This is a genomic window from Mycobacterium sp., from assembly GCF_035603715.1.
Taxonomy (GTDB): domain Bacteria; phylum Actinomycetota; class Actinomycetes; order Mycobacteriales; family Mycobacteriaceae; genus Mycobacterium.
The window spans coordinates 1-13,552 of sequence record NZ_DATNJW010000112.1; the positions used below are offsets into that span (position 1 = coordinate 1).

Here is a 13,552-nt window from a genome sequence, read left to right on the forward strand (position 1 = left end):
AGGAATTCGTCGACCTGCTCGGGGTTGGCGACCTTGCCCAGCAGGAACATGTTGCCCTCGTCGGGCGCGGCGCAGTTGAGCGCGATCGGGCCCAGCGTCGACCAGCCGGCCGCCTCGAACAGCACGGCCTGCTCGCGGTGCGACGGCTCACGGCCACCAAAACGCTTGGGCGCCTGGAATGTCAGCAGCCCGGCCTCGCGGGCCAGCTCTACCAATTCGGTGCGCAGCGCATCGTCGGGACCGTGCCGGGTCAGCCGAGGGTCGGTCTCGTAGGGCACGATCTTGTCGACGACGAATGCGCGGATTTCGTCGCGCAGCGCCGTGATGCCGGCGGGTACCTCGAAATCGATCATGCGGATTCCATCAGCGTCAGCGCCTGCTCGAACAGCCGCACCGTGGCCTCGTGCAGCAGGTCGCCGACCTCCTTCGGGGCCTTGCCGGCGCTGGCCCGGGCGTTCGTGCCCTCCAGCACGATGCCGAGTTTGAAGCAGGCCAGCACGGTGTACCAGGTGACGTGCGACAGGTCGCGGGTGGTGTTGCGGGCGTAGCGCTCGACCAGATCGCCGGGGGCGGCCAGTCCGCCCTTCTCGAAAAGCGTTCCGCCGAACGCGGCGGACTGTCCCCAGGTGGCCAGCAGCCAGCCGAGGTCCAGTAGCGGATCGCCGATTGTGGACATCTCCCAGTCGACGATCGCGACGACCTCAGGACCGGTGCGGGAGAACATCACGTTGGCCGCGTGGTAATCGCCGTGCATGATGCCCGGTGTCCACGCCGTCGGGCGGCCCTCTTCGAGCCACTTGGCCACCTCGTCGACGCCGGGAATGTCTGGGCCAGCGTAGTTTTCGAATTCCTGGTAGGACTCCAACTCCGAAAGCCAGCGTGGCACTTGGCGTTCCAGGAACCCGTCCGGCTTGCCGTAATCGCTCAAGCCCACCGCGGCGTAGTCCACCGCCCCGAGCTTGGCCAGAGCGTCGGCCATCGACAGCCCCATCTCGAACCGGATTGCCGGGTCGGCGGCGTGCAGCTCCGGCAGTTCCTGGCCGGCGTTGAACCCGTCGATCGGCTCCATCAGATAGAAGACCGCGTCGCCGAGCACGCCGGGGTCGTCGCATCTGGCGATCAGGCGAGGATGCGGCACGTCGGTCCCGGCCAGCGCCGCCAGCACCTGCGTCTCGCGCATGATCACGACGTTGCTGCGCGGGCGTAGATGCTTCGGCCCCCGGCGCAGCACATACGTCCGGCCCGACCGGGTGAACCGCAACATGATGTTCTGCGTTCCGCCGCTGATCGCGGAAACGTTATCGAGCGGGCCGTCGCCCAGCCCTTGCTTCGACATCCACTCGGCGAGGCCGTCCGGGGGTTTGAGCTGCTCCACGAAGGTGAAGCTACTACGAGGCCGCCGGGCGTCGGCTAGCCGTCGGCTGATGAGGCGCGACGCGCAGATTGCAGGGCGATGCACAGTTCGGCAGCCGCGCGCGGATCGGTGACGAGCCGTCCGGTTCGATGCTCGAGTTTGCGCAACCGTTGTCGCACCGTATTGGGGTGCACGTACAGCTGCTGGGCGGCGCGCTCGGCCGAGCCTCCGTGGTCGAACCACGCCTCCAACGTGTCCAGCAGCGCTTCGCGCTCATGGTCGGGGAGATCGTCGAGCGGGCCCAACACATTGGCCGCGATGCGATCCATGACGTCGGGAGCACCGGCCGCGGCCACCGCCATCACGTCGCGGTCGAAGACGGTGATCGGCGCGCGGTCGGGTCGAGCCGCGGTCATGGCGATCCGGGCGTACCGCAGCGCGCCCGCCGTTCCGGCGAGGTCATCGAAGTAGGGGCTGATGCCGACGCGGGTGACCGGATATTCGGCCAACACCTCGAGTACGGGGTCCAACCCGGTTGACGGTCCAAGGTGCAAGATCCCGATCTCGATATCGGGTTGTAGCCGCCACGCGGAGAAGATGCCGCGCGCGGACAGCCGTTCCTCGACATCCGGGAAGCCGGTGCGACTGATACGTGTTAGCTCCGCGCACACCACAACGTAGGGCCCGTGGAGCGAAATCCGCAGGGTGTCAGCGGTATTCCACAAGTCGACGGTGTCGGTGAGCCGGCCGTCGATCAGCGCTTGCACCATTGCGGAGCGCTCCTGCTGACGGGTCACCATCTGGTGAGCGATTTGCTCTTGATATCCGGTGACCATCGCGGTGGTGAACTCTTCCAGCACCTTCCACATCGCCTCGGACGCACGCAGCAGGCCCACCGCGGTCACGTCCGGCCGGCGGGCGGATTCGGCTTGCAGCTCGTCCCACAGGAATCGCGCGCAGATCCGGTAGGAATCCATCACGGCCGGCAGTGGAACACCGACAGCCGCTCGGCTGCGACCGGTCGCCACGGCCGCGCGGGTGTCGTAGCTGAGTTGCGGTGCGCCGAAGGCGCCCAGGATGAAGTCAAGGTGAGTTCGCACGGTTGCGCGCAGTTGATCGTCGGACACCAGTGTGACGGTCCGGTGGAAGCTGACGTCGCGGCGCATCAGGGCCAGCATGGTGTCGGACAGCTCGTCGGCACGGGACAGCAGGGCCGCACCGAGTTCGGCCAGCTGCGCGTCGCCGGATTCGGCTGCCATAGCCGCAGCCTAGCCAGTGCCCGCCGGCCGGATCAGGGGATCAACACGGTCGAACCGTGGGTCTTGCGACCCTCCAGATCGCGGTGGGCTTGGGCTGCGTCCTGCAGCCGGTACCGGTCACCGGTGGTGACGGTGATCGTCCCGGCTTGGACTGCGGCGAACAATTCGTCGGTGCGCCAGGCGAATTCGTCGTAGGTGCGCAGAAAGTGCGGCCGCAGCGGGCGAGTCAGGTATACCGAGCCCGCGGCGTTCAGACGCTGCGGGTCGACCGGCGGAACGGGCCCACTGGACGCCCCGTACAGCGCCAACGTCCCGCGGACTGCCAGGCTGGCCAGGCTGGCGTCGAACGTCGACTTGCCGACCCCGTCGTAGACCGCCGCGACGCCGGCGCCGCCGGTGAGTGAACGGATCTTCGTGCCGAACGTGGCGGGATCGTCGGGGTATCCGAGGACGTCGACGGCTCCGGCACCTCGGGACAATTCGGCTTTCGCCTCGGTGGAAACGGTCGTGATGACGCGTGCACCCAGGCTGGTCGCCCACTGGGTCAGGATCAACCCGACCCCGCCGGCACCGGCGTGCAGCAAGACAGTGTCGCCGGAACTAACCGGGTACACCGACTTGATGAGCAGGTGGGCCGTCTGACCTTTCAGGATCGCCGACGCGGCAACCTCAGCACTGACGCCGTCGGGCACATGGCAAACCAAATCGGCTGGTGCCAAGCAATATTCGGCGTAGGCGCCGTCGGCATCGGAGGTTGCGACGTGGTCGCCAACTTGTGCCGTGTGTACCCCTTCGCCAACGGCGGCCACGGTGCCGGCCACCTCGCTGCCCAGGATGAACGGCAACGCATGCGGGTACAGCCCGGTCCGAAAATACGTGTCGACGAAGTTGACGCCGATCGCCTCGGTCTTGATCAGCAGTTGCCCGGGCGCCGGCTCCGGCACCGGCCGCTCCACGTACGCGAGAACCTCGGGCCCGCCGGTCGCGGAAACCTGTATCGCATGCATCAGCCGAGATGCGCGACTTGCGGTTTGGTCGGAACGACGATGACGGTGGGCCCGTCTGCGCCGAGCGCCGCGTTGAATTCCTTGGCCAGCTGCTCGGTCCCGTCGACGGTGACGGCGTGGCAGCCGAAGCCGGCCGCGAGCGATTCGATATCGAGCCCCGGCAGGTTCAAGCCGGGTACGTTCGGCGTCTTCTCCAGTAGCGCAAAGGATTTCAGTACCGAGTACTCGCCGTTGCGCATCACGACGAATACAATTGGCAGCTTGTGTTGGGCTGCCGTCCAGATCGCCTGAATGGAGTATTGGAAGGAGCCGTCACCGATCGTCGCGATGACGGCGCGTTTGCGACCGACGGCGCGATCGCCCAGTGCGACGCCCACTGCCCCCGGCACTCCCCAGCCGATGCCACCGCTGCCGGTGGCGAAGAACGAGACCGGGTGGACGGTTGGTAGCCAGCGCTCCTGCTCGGCCATTGTCGACGTCGATTCATTCACCAGCGCGGCGTTCGCGGGCTTCAGCACGTTCAGCGCCGAATAGACCTGGACGGGCTCTAACGGCGCGTGTGCGGATTCGACCCTGCCGGGGGTCCGGTCGAGTGGCTTCGGCGTCGGTCTGCCGGTCTTGGCCTCGATCAACGGGGTGAGCTGTCGCAGCGCCAGCAGGGTATCGCTCAGCAGGCTGTCGCCCACTTGGGCCGCACCGGCCAGGAATGGATCACCGGTAATCTGCAGCAGCTCAGTGTCTTCGGGCAGGTACTCGCCGGGCACGTAGGGGTAATAACGGAAGACCTGTGCGCCGATCACCACCACCAAGTCGTGACCCCGCAGCGTCTCGGTGACTTCGGCGATCGTCATCGGCAGCAGGCCCTGGTACAGGGGATGATCCTCGGGGAACGACAGCCGATCCGGCAATGGGCCCGAATACACCGGCGCGTGCACCTTTTCCGCGAGTTCGACCGCGGCGTCCCAGCCCCCGGACCGATCGACCTCGGGGCCGAAGACCAGCGCCGGCCGTTGAGCCCGATTGATGCGTTCGGCGAACTCGGCGAGGCGTTCCGCATCGGGCGCAGATCGCTGGCTGGCGGTGCGAACGACTGCCGGCCCGAGTGCCGGCTTCTCCCAATCATCAAGGGGGATAGATAGATAAACCGGGCCGGCTGGCGGCTGGGTGGCGATCGTGTAGGCGCGCATGAATGCGGCCGGTACATCCTCCGCCCGTGCTGGCTGGTACACCCATTTCGCCCACGGCAGAGGCAGCAGCGCTTCGTTGCTGTTGGTCAGGTAAGGCTCGCAGAGCACCATCTCGCGGGTCTGTTGGCCGGCCGTGACGATCAGCGGGGTGTTGCTTTTGTACGCCGCGATCAAACTGCCCATGGCGTTACCGGTTCCAGCCGCGGTGTGCAAATTCACCAGCGCCGGCTTGCCGGTGGATTGCGCGAAGCCGTCCGCCATCGCCAATACCGAGGCCTCCTGCAGGCCCAAGATGTAACTGAAGTCATCGGGGAAGTTCTTCAGGAATGTCTGTTCGGTTGATCCGGGGTTACCGAACACTGTCGTCAAGCCCAATTCACGTAGCAGGTCGTAGGTAACGTCCCAGACGGTGGGTTGAGAAGTCATGAGCCAACATTCCTTTCGACGCGGGCGCCTCGCCCACGGTGCCTTGGATTCTGCTGCCCAGACTTGCGGAGTGTCTATGTTGTGGTGGACAGCGATGCGGGTCGATCGCGGTGACGTGCCACATCTGGGCGTTTACCCGCACACTCGGTCCAGCTTTCTCACAGCGGGCACCGGTAGTGTCCGATACTGGCTACTAATAAGGAGGAACGACGATGCCGCGCACCGACAACGATTCCTGGGAGATCACCGAGAGTGTGGGGTCGACGGCACTCGGCGTGGCCGCGGCCCGCGCCGCCGAAACCGACAGCGACAACCCGCTGATCCAGGATCCGTTCGCCCGGGCATTTCTGGACGCGGCCGGCGAAGGCATGTGGAGCCTGACGTCGGATCCCAAGTTGTCAGCCGCACTGACCGATCTTGTCCCGGACCTGGCAGCGCACACCCAGGCGATGGTCGACTTCATGGCGGTGCGCACCAAATGGTTCGACGAGATCTTCCTCGACGCGGCGTCTTCCGGTGTTCGCCAAGTGGTGATCCTGGCGGCCGGCTTGGACTCACGCTCCTGGCGGCTGTCGTGGCCCGCCGGTACCACGGTGTACGAGCTTGACCAGGCCAAAGTGCTGGACTTCAAATCGACCACCCTGGCGCAGCGCGGCGCGCAGCCGACCGCGCGACTGGTGAGCGTCGCGGTCGATCTCCGGGACGACTGGCCAACGGCATTGCGGGAAGCAGGCTTTGACGAATCCGTACCGACAATGTGGTCGGCTGAGGGGCTCCTGCGTTATCTGCCTGCGGCGGCTCAGGATTTACTGTTCGAGCGGATCGACTCGCTCAGCGCAGCGGGCAGCTGGCTGGCCACCAATGGCCCCTCGAAGCAGGCGGTGAATCCCGATCTGCTGGCCAGACAGCGGGAGCAGTCGCAGCGTTTTCGTGCCGCGGCCGCCCAGGTGCTCGGCACCGAAATCCCTAACGTGGAAGAACTTTGGTATCCCGAGGAGCGCACGGAGATCGTCGACTGGCTGGGCGAGCGTGGCTGGGACGCCTCGGCGATCGGCATGGCGGATCTACTGGCCCGGCATGGGCGCACTGTTCCTGGAGATGACGTCATGCCCCATGTCGTATTCACCTCTGCGCGCCGGCCCTGATTTTGCTGAACCTCGGGTACAGCTCGGATCAGATTGTCGGCGGCTCACCAATTTTGTCGGACACGTGTGCCTCTCTTGCGTCAGGCGCTCGGTAAAACCCGCTGAATAGCCCTGTCGGGCGGGATTAGCTCCCCCTGACGGTTATTCAGATGTTTGGTCCAAATGTTTGGACATTTGCCGACCTGGGTACGTTAGCTCTGCTCTACGGTTTTGCCCGACATTGATGGAGGTCAGGATGCGTGGCGGAGGTTTGATCAGTGCGATCGTGGTGGTCTGGTTGGTAATCGGCGTCATTGCCGCGTTCCAACGGGACTATCTAAAGAACACCCCGCAAAATTGTGCCACTTTGGGCACTATCGCAGTCACAGTAATCGCAGGTCCCCTGAATTATGCGGGTGTGAACCCGCGGGTGACCGATTGTCATCTGCCGCAACCCAGTTCGATGCCCGCCATGGACATCGATCAGGTGATTGGAATGGAGGCGTCATGATCGGCCTGGGCATCATCTTGTTGATACTCGGATATGTACTGAAAGTGGCTGTGCTGCAAACGATTGGTGTCGTTCTGCTGGTTATCGGGGCTGTGTTGTGGGTGCTCGGTTCCGTTGGTCGCCCGGTCGGCGGCAGACGCTACTGGTACTGACGTCGTGACCGCGAAGTCAGTCTGAATCCCTGAAATCTGAATAACTGAAATGGAGTCGTGATGATAGTTCTCGGGATCGTTTTGCTCGTCATCGGATATTTCGTTCCAAGCCTCAGCATCTTGTACACAATTGGCGGGATACTGATCGTCATTGGTGTGATTCTGTGGATTCTCGGTGCGGTCGGTCGGCCCGTGGGCGGTCGAAAGGTCTGGTTCTAACCCGCTTGACCCCTCGAGGTTGGCTCACAGCTGGTACATAGGAGCGCCATAGCAATGCCCCATCGGGCTGCGCATACTAGATAGTTGTGAGCCAACCCCAAGCCCCCGCCGAACGCATCGTCATGCGTCGTGCCGACGGGAACCCGATCAACGTGCTGGTGGTCGACGACGAAGCCGTCCTCGCCGAAATGGTGTCGATGGCATTGCGTTACGAAGGCTGGAACATCGCCACCGCCGGCGACGGAGCGGCAGCCCTGGAATCGGCACGGTCGCAGCGGCCCGACGTTGTCGTTCTGGACGTGATGTTGCCCGACATGAGCGGGCTGGACGTGTTGCGAAAACTCCGCGAAGAAAGCCCGCAGCTCCCGGTGCTGCTGCTGACCGCAAAGGACGCCGTCGAGGACCGCATCGCCGGTCTCACCGCCGGAGGCGACGACTACGTCACCAAGCCGTTCAGCCTGGAAGAAGTGGTGCTGCGGTTGCGCGCACTGCTGCGGCGCACCGGGGTCACAACGGAGGACAGCGGCGCGCAGCTGATCGTCGGCGACCTGGTGCTCAACGAGGACAGCCACGAGGTAACTCGCGCCGGTGAGCCAATCTCGTTGACGTCCACCGAATTCGAGCTGTTGCGCTTCATGATGCGCAACTCCAAGCGGGTACTGAGTAAAGCGCAGATCCTGGACCGAGTGTGGAGCTACGACTTCGGTGGCCGCTCCAACATCGTCGAGCTGTATATCTCCTACCTACGTAAGAAGATCGATAACGGGCGTGAGCCCATGATCCACACGCTTCGCGGCGCCGGCTACGTCCTCAAGCCGGCACGCTAGCCATGGGCCAGGCTTGGTCCCTTCGGTTTCGGCTGTTGGTCGGTCAAGTCGTCGTCCTCGCCGTCGTGTGTATCGGAATCGGCGCGGCGACCGAGGTCGCGCTGTACCGATACCTGGTCGCACAGCTCGATACTCAATTGCGCGACGCCTCGCAGCGTTCGGTGCGAATTATCGGCGAACCGCCCACCGCGCCGTGGCGGCATCACCAGCGGCCGTTTCCCCGACCGGGACCGGGCCCGGTGTTTCTGGACGCTCCCGGCCAGCCGGTGGGCATGGTCGCGGCGGTCACCAGCCCGGGCGGGGCGATCGACGCCGGGTACCTGACTACAGCCGGTGGTCGCGCCGGATTGACCGACGCCGCCCGGGCTGAGCTGGGTTCGCTGCCGGTCAACCGGCCGCCGGCGACCATCAACGTCGACGGCTTGGGGCGTTATCGCGTGGTCGCCGCATTCGCCCGGCGCAGCGGTGACGTCGTCATCACCGGTCTGTCGATGTCCGACGTCGACGCGACGATGATCCGCGTCCTGCTGATCTTCGGCGTCGTCACCGTGATCGCCGTTGCGGCGGCCACCACCGCAGGCATCGTGATCATCCGACGGGCGCTGACCCCGCTGCGGCGGGTCGCCCAAACCGCCGGCGAGGTCGTCGATCTGCCGCTGGACCGCGGCGAAGTCGCGCTGCCGATGCGGGTGCTCGAGTCAGATGCCAACCCGCGCACCGAAGTTGGTCAACTGGGCTCCGCGGTCAACCGAATGCTCGACCATATCGCTGCCGCGCTGTCCACCCGGCAGGCCAGTGAGACGCGGGTGCGGCAATTCGTCGCCGACGCCAGCCACGAGCTGCGGACCCCGTTGGCCGCTATCCGTGGTTACACCGAGCTGGCCCAACGCGTCGGAGACGACACCGACGCCGTGGCGCATGCGATGAGCCGCGTGCAGTCCGAAACCGAGCGGATGACCCACCTCGTGGAGGACCTACTCCTGCTGGCCCGCTTGGACTCTGGGCGGCCCTTGGAACGGGAATCGGTGGACCTTTCGCGGGTGGCTGTCGACGCGGTCAGCGATGCGCACGTCGCCGGTCCGGATCATCAGTGGGAGCTCGATCTACCCGAGGAGCCGGTAATCGTCTTGGGCGATGCGGCCCGGCTGCATCAGGTGCTGGCCAACCTGCTGGCCAACGCCCGCGTGCATACCAGTCCGGGAACCGTGGTGACCACTGGTTTGCAGCTGGACGGAACGCATGCCGCACTGAGCGTGTGCGACAACGGACCTGGAATACCGGAGCAACTGCAGTCGGAGGTATTCGAGCGCTTCGCCCGCGGCGATACATCGCGGTCCCGCAAAGGCGGCAGTACCGGCCTGGGCCTGGCCATCGTCTCGGCGGTGGTGAAAGCACACAACGGCACGATCACGCTGGACAGCGCGCCGGGGCACACCGACTTCACGGTTCGATTGCAGCTAGCCGAGTCATGAAACTCGAAGACATACAACAGGATTGATCGTCCTGTGGGGTAATCCACCGCGTGACAGCGACGCCGGGTCGCCGCTGTCACGCCGCGTGATTCGATCGGATCGAAACCCTAGGGGCAGGTCACGTCGATTTCGAAGGGCTTGTTCACGGGCTGCATCGGGTTGGCCATGTCCACCCCGGTCGCAGTCCCACTGATCTTGTACTTGCTGCCGTCCTTGGTGGCGGTGGCGTTGCCCTGGCCGGTGCCGGGGGTGTAGCCAAGCGTCACACCGCCGACGTTGCCCAGCCCGACCGACTTCACTCCGGGCGGAGAGGCATCGGTCAGCACGACGCCGATACCGGTCTGTGCTCCACCGATAGCGATGTTGACGGTGCCGGCGGCGCTGGTGCACGCAACGGTGCCTTGCACGCTCTGGTCTTTGCCGTCGATGGTGACCTTCGCTGTCGAGGAGCCATTCGACACCGCCGCGGACGTCCCGTTCGACGATGTACTGGTACCGCTCTTCTTGTCGCTCGAACAGCCAGACAGGCCCACGACGACGATCGCCAGCCCTGCTGCGGCGACCGTTACTGAACGCTTCACCCGGTTCTCCTTTGTTGTTGTGGCGGCCCGTCAACGTTGACGGACCGTTTCGGCAGTATGCAGCTTTGCTGGAACTGCGGATAGCGAATTGAGCAAAAATTAAGCTCCCTGTTGAGACGGCCTGACCCCGCTTCAGCAGAAATTTGCCGGTCGTATTCCTATGAGGCGAATAGCGGCGTCAAAGGCGACGGCGGTTAAATGTGAAAGACTTCGCGATAATGTTTTCCTAACCGAGTCCGATGTCTCTTCCAACACCGGTGCAATGGTGGCAATGTCTGTCCCGTGAACCACAAGGCGCCGACCTCGGTTATCGCATCCGCACATCAGAATCGCCGACTGCCACTAGACGACACGGCCGATTTCGCAGACGCCGACCGGGGATTCATCGCCGCGCTGACGCCATGCGTCGTCAAGGCCGCCGACGGGCGAGTGGTGTGGGACAACGACCGGTATTCCTTCCTCACCGGTGACGCACCGCCATCGGTGGATCCCAGTCTGTGGCGGCAATGCCAGCTGACCGCCAAACAAGGCCTGTACGAAGTCGTGCCGGGCATCTATCAGGTACGCGGACTGGACCTTTCGAACATCAGCTTCATCGAGGGCGACACTGGCCTCATCGTGATCGATCCGCTGGTGTCGACCGAGACCGCTGCCGCAGCGCTGCAGCTCTATCGCAGCCAGCGGGGTGAGAGGCGGGTTGTCGCGGTCATCTACACGCACAGCCACGTCGACCATTTCGGCGGCGTGCTGGGCGTGGCTAGCCAGGCCGAGGTGGACGCGGGCAAGGTGGCCGTGCTGGCACCCGAGGGGTTCACTGAACACGCCGTGCAGGAGAACGTCTACGCCGGGCCCGCCATGACACGCCGCGCCACCTACATGTACGGCAGCTTGCTGGAGGCTGGTCCGCAAGGACACGTCGGTTGTGGTCTGGGCCAAGGTCCCTCGCAAGGCGAGGTAGCGCTGATCGTCCCGACCGTCGACGTCAAGAGCACCGGTGAAACGCACACCATCGACGGCGTCGAGATCGAATTCCAGATGGCACCCGGCACCGAAGCGCCCGCCGAAATGCATTTCTATTTCCCGCAGTTCCGCGCGCTGTGCATGGCCGAAAACGCCACGCATAACCTGCACAACCTGCTGACGCTGCGGGGCGCGCTGGTTCGCGATCCGCATGCCTGGTCGGGATATCTGACCGAGGCGATCGACACCTTTGCCGACCGCACCGATGTGGTGTTCGCCTCCCACCATTGGCCGACCTGGGGACGCGAGCGCGTCGTCGAATTCCTCGCGTTGCAGCGCGATTTGTACGCCTACCTGCACGACCAGACGCTCCGGATGCTGAACCAGGGGCACACCGGCGCCGAGATCGCCGAGACGCTGCAGATGCCCCCGGCGCTGGACAAGGCGTGGCACACCCACGGCTACTACGGCTCGGTCAGCCACAACGTCAAGGCGGTTTATCAGCGCTACATGGGCTGGTTCGACGGCAACCCGGCCCGGCTGTGGCCGCACCCACCCGAAGCGCTGGCCGGCCGATACGTCGAGGCGATCGGCGGGATCGACCGCGTCGTCGAGCTTGCTCAGCGGGCCTTCGACTCAGGTGACTTCCGATGGGCGGCAACGCTGCTGGATCACGCGGTGTTCGCCGACAGTGAGCACGACGGCGCCCGCACGCTGCTCGCCGACACCTTGGAGCAGCTGGCTTACGGGGCGGAGAACGCGACGTGGCGCAACTTCTTTCTGTCCGGGGCGACTGAACTGCGCGACGGCAACTTCGGTACCGCGACGCAAACCTCTTCCCCGACGTTGCTGTCGCAGCTGACGCCGGAGCAGATCTTCGACGGCCTGGCCATCAGCGTGAACGGACCGCGCGCGTGGGACTTGGACATCGCGATCGACGTGACACTGGCCGATCGCGACGCCAACTACCGGCTCGCACTGCGCAACGGCGTGCTGGTGCAGCGGCGAGTTCCCGCCGATGCGGCCACCGCCAGCGTGACCATCAAGCTGGACAACGCTTTTCGTCTGCTCTTGCTGGCGAACGGCGACTTCAGCTCGCCAGGGGTGGAGATCTCTGGCGACGAGGCTGCGTTGCAGCAGTTCCTGGGTGTCATCGAGCGGCCGGATCCGTCGTTCAACATCATCACGCCGTAGCGGACCGCGGTGTCACATCCGCCACGCCAGTCGCTCAGAGGTGGGCACAACGCCTGCCCCGCTGGGGAGAGGCGCGTGTGACTTGTCACGCCGTGACGTCGATGAGCACTTTTCCGATCGCCTTGCGGTCGGCCATATGCCTCAGCGCCGCCGCGGTGTCAGCCAGCGTGAAACGGGCGCCGATGTAGGGCCGGATCACGCCCGATGCGAACATCTGCCTCAACTCCCGCATATCGCGCGCCGAGTCGTCCGGTCGGTCGGTCACGAACGTACGAATCTCCATGCCGCGGACCATGATTCCCTTCAGTAGGACCAGGTTCAGCGGAATACGGGGAATCTCGCCGGCCGCGTAGCCGAGGGTGATGAACGTCCCGCCACGGGCAAGTCCGCGCAGTGCCGGTTCAGCGTAAGGTCCCCCGACCGGGTCGAGCACCACTCGCGCGGCGTCACCGGTGAGCTCGCGGATACGGCTCTTCAGGTCCTCCCGGTCGTAATCGACCGTCGCTTCCGCGCCGCGCTGCCGGCATAACTCGAGCTTTTCCGCGCTCGACGCGGCGGCCAGCACCCGGGCCTTCATCGCCACCGCCAGATCGACGGCCGCCAGGCCCACGCCTCCCGCAGCGCCGAGGACGACCACCCAATCACCGGGTTCGACGGCGGCGATCGACCGCAGCGCGTGATAGGCCGTGCGGTAGGTGACACCGAACGCCGCCGCGGACGCGAAGTCGACGGCGTCCGGTATCTCGGTCACCATCGCCGAGTGCAGAAGCGTCTGCTCGGCGAACCCGCCGACGAACGTGGTGGCCGAAACGCGTTGACCCGGGCGATAAGACACGCCCTCACCGACCGCGATGATTTCTCCGGCGAGCTCGCTGCCCGGAGTGAACGGCACCGGAGCCTTGACTTGATACTTGCCTTCGATCATCAGCACGTCGGGGAAGTTGACCGCCGCCGCATGTACCCGCACCACCAGCTGGCCAGGTCCCGGCACCGGATCGACGACTTCGTCGACAACGAGGTCCTCCGGCGGTCCATAAGCGTGGCATACAACGGCGCGCATCAGCGCACTCCCAAACCGCGCAAACAGAACTTCACCAAATGATCGACGTCGGCGGCGGCGGGCCGCTCCGCGGAATCCAGGTAGCGGCGCATGGCCGACACCGTACACAGGAAAACAACGTCGGCGTCGCGTTGAGCATCATTGCTGCCGAGTGCGGCGATAGGTTCGATCAGCAGGTCGCGCATCGGCCGCATGATCGCGTCGTCCGCGGCCCGCCAG

The 13,552-nt window shown here is 65.0% G+C and carries 14 protein-coding genes and 1 pseudogene; 7 read left to right on the plus strand and 8 right to left on the minus strand.

Annotation, left to right across the window (positions count from 1 at the left end; genetic code table 11):
* The 5 genes from VN856_RS05065 to mdlC all read right to left on the minus strand — a co-directional run.
* On the minus strand, positions 1–353 hold a 353-nt coding region (locus VN856_RS05065), incomplete at its 3' end, for an acyl-CoA dehydrogenase family protein (RefSeq protein WP_325686776.1).
* Positions 350–1,336 (minus strand): phosphotransferase family protein, encoded by a 987-nt coding sequence (locus VN856_RS05070; RefSeq protein WP_325686798.1) that lies wholly within the window; start codon positions 1,334–1,336, stop codon positions 350–352. The genes VN856_RS05070 and VN856_RS05065, both read right to left, overlap by 4 nt.
* A 74-nt stretch (positions 1,337–1,410) precedes the next feature.
* Positions 1,411–2,613, minus strand: coding sequence for a helix-turn-helix domain-containing protein (locus VN856_RS05075; protein ID WP_325686778.1), 1,203 nt, complete (start codon positions 2,611–2,613; stop codon positions 1,411–1,413).
* A gap of 32 nt (positions 2,614–2,645) precedes the next feature.
* Positions 2,646–3,620, minus strand: a complete 975-nt coding sequence (locus VN856_RS05080; protein WP_325686780.1) for a quinone oxidoreductase — start codon at positions 3,618–3,620, stop codon at positions 2,646–2,648.
* Positions 3,620–5,233, minus strand: coding sequence for a benzoylformate decarboxylase (gene mdlC, locus VN856_RS05085; protein ID WP_325686781.1), 1,614 nt, complete (start codon positions 5,231–5,233; stop codon positions 3,620–3,622). Before mdlC ends, VN856_RS05080 begins: the two co-directional genes overlap by 1 nt.
* 212 nt (positions 5,234–5,445) lie before the next feature.
* Here mdlC and VN856_RS05090 point away from each other — a divergent pair, with 212 nt between their 5' ends.
* The 6 genes from VN856_RS05090 (at position 5,446) to VN856_RS05115 (ending at position 9,538) form a co-directional block, all read left to right on the plus strand.
* Entirely contained in the window at positions 5,446–6,378 is a 933-nt protein-coding gene (locus VN856_RS05090; RefSeq protein WP_325686782.1) for a class I SAM-dependent methyltransferase, read from the plus strand.
* 223 nt (positions 6,379–6,601) lie between these two features.
* A complete protein-coding gene (locus tag VN856_RS05095) occupies positions 6,602–6,868 on the plus strand; it encodes a hypothetical protein (protein WP_325686784.1) in 267 nt (88 codons plus the stop codon).
* The gene (locus VN856_RS05100; RefSeq protein WP_325686786.1) at positions 6,865–7,020 is read left to right on the plus strand and encodes a hypothetical protein; all 156 of its coding nucleotides are present in this window, start codon (positions 6,865–6,867) and stop codon (positions 7,018–7,020) included. The genes VN856_RS05095 and VN856_RS05100 overlap by 4 nt, the downstream gene beginning before the upstream one ends.
* A gap of 60 nt (positions 7,021–7,080) precedes the next feature.
* Positions 7,081–7,239, plus strand: a complete 159-nt coding sequence (locus VN856_RS05105; protein WP_325686788.1) for a DUF6131 family protein — start codon at positions 7,081–7,083, stop codon at positions 7,237–7,239.
* 122 nt (positions 7,240–7,361) lie between these two features.
* Positions 7,362–8,066 carry a response regulator transcription factor gene (locus tag VN856_RS05110; RefSeq protein WP_325686800.1) on the plus strand — a complete coding sequence of 235 codons (705 nt, stop codon included), beginning with the start codon at positions 7,362–7,364 and terminating at the stop codon, positions 8,064–8,066.
* Positions 8,067–8,068: 2 nt separating this feature from the next.
* The gene (locus tag VN856_RS05115; RefSeq protein ID WP_325686790.1) at positions 8,069–9,538 is read left to right on the plus strand and encodes a HAMP domain-containing sensor histidine kinase; all 1,470 of its coding nucleotides are present in this window, start codon (positions 8,069–8,071) and stop codon (positions 9,536–9,538) included.
* Between the two features lie 107 nt (positions 9,539–9,645).
* On the opposite strand, the gene VN856_RS05120 is transcribed toward VN856_RS05115, so the two are convergent.
* Positions 9,646–10,119 carry a lipoprotein LpqH gene (locus VN856_RS05120; protein WP_325686792.1) on the minus strand — a complete coding sequence of 158 codons (474 nt, stop codon included), beginning with the start codon at positions 10,117–10,119 and terminating at the stop codon, positions 9,646–9,648.
* 282 nt (positions 10,120–10,401) lie between these two features.
* Between VN856_RS05120 and VN856_RS05125 the strand changes: the two genes are divergently transcribed.
* Entirely contained in the window at positions 10,402–12,273 is a 1,872-nt protein-coding gene (locus tag VN856_RS05125; protein ID WP_325686794.1) for an alkyl/aryl-sulfatase, read from the plus strand.
* Positions 12,274–12,358: 85 nt separating this feature from the next.
* Here VN856_RS05125 and VN856_RS05130 read toward each other — a convergent pair whose 3' ends face one another.
* Together VN856_RS05130 and VN856_RS05135 are read right to left on the minus strand one after the other, a co-directional pair.
* Complete coding sequence (locus tag VN856_RS05130; protein ID WP_325686796.1) at positions 12,359–13,333, minus strand: NADPH:quinone oxidoreductase family protein; 975 nt, start codon at positions 13,331–13,333, stop codon at positions 12,359–12,361.
* A pseudogene (locus VN856_RS05135) lies at positions 13,333–13,552 on the minus strand (TetR/AcrR family transcriptional regulator); the annotation flags it as partial. The gene VN856_RS05130 and the pseudogene VN856_RS05135, both read right to left, overlap by 1 nt.

What these genes read in the sequence shown, in the direction of transcription:
- mdlC (WP_325686781.1), bottom strand. Translation starts at nt 5,233, where the DNA reads ATGACTTCTCAACCCACCGTCTGGGACGTTACCTACGACCTGCTACGT.
- VN856_RS05115 (WP_325686790.1), top strand. Translation starts at nt 8,069, where the DNA reads ATGGGCCAGGCTTGGTCCCTTCGGTTTCGGCTGTTGGTCGGTCAAGTC.
- VN856_RS05075 (WP_325686778.1), bottom strand. Translation starts at nt 2,613, where the DNA reads ATGGCAGCCGAATCCGGCGACGCGCAGCTGGCCGAACTCGGTGCGGCC.
- VN856_RS05110 (WP_325686800.1), top strand. Translation starts at nt 7,362, where the DNA reads ATGCGTCGTGCCGACGGGAACCCGATCAACGTGCTGGTGGTCGACGAC.
- VN856_RS05100 (WP_325686786.1), top strand. Translation starts at nt 6,865, where the DNA reads ATGATCGGCCTGGGCATCATCTTGTTGATACTCGGATATGTACTGAAA.
- VN856_RS05080 (WP_325686780.1), bottom strand. Translation starts at nt 3,620, where the DNA reads ATGCATGCGATACAGGTTTCCGCGACCGGCGGGCCCGAGGTTCTCGCG.
- VN856_RS05070 (WP_325686798.1), bottom strand. Translation starts at nt 1,336, where the DNA reads ATGTCGAAGCAAGGGCTGGGCGACGGCCCGCTCGATAACGTTTCCGCG.
- VN856_RS05090 (WP_325686782.1), top strand. Translation starts at nt 5,446, where the DNA reads ATGCCGCGCACCGACAACGATTCCTGGGAGATCACCGAGAGTGTGGGG.
- VN856_RS05095 (WP_325686784.1), top strand. Translation starts at nt 6,602, where the DNA reads ATGGAGGTCAGGATGCGTGGCGGAGGTTTGATCAGTGCGATCGTGGTG.
- VN856_RS05130 (WP_325686796.1), bottom strand. Translation starts at nt 13,333, where the DNA reads ATGCGCGCCGTTGTATGCCACGCTTATGGACCGCCGGAGGACCTCGTT.
- VN856_RS05105 (WP_325686788.1), top strand. Translation starts at nt 7,081, where the DNA reads ATGATAGTTCTCGGGATCGTTTTGCTCGTCATCGGATATTTCGTTCCA.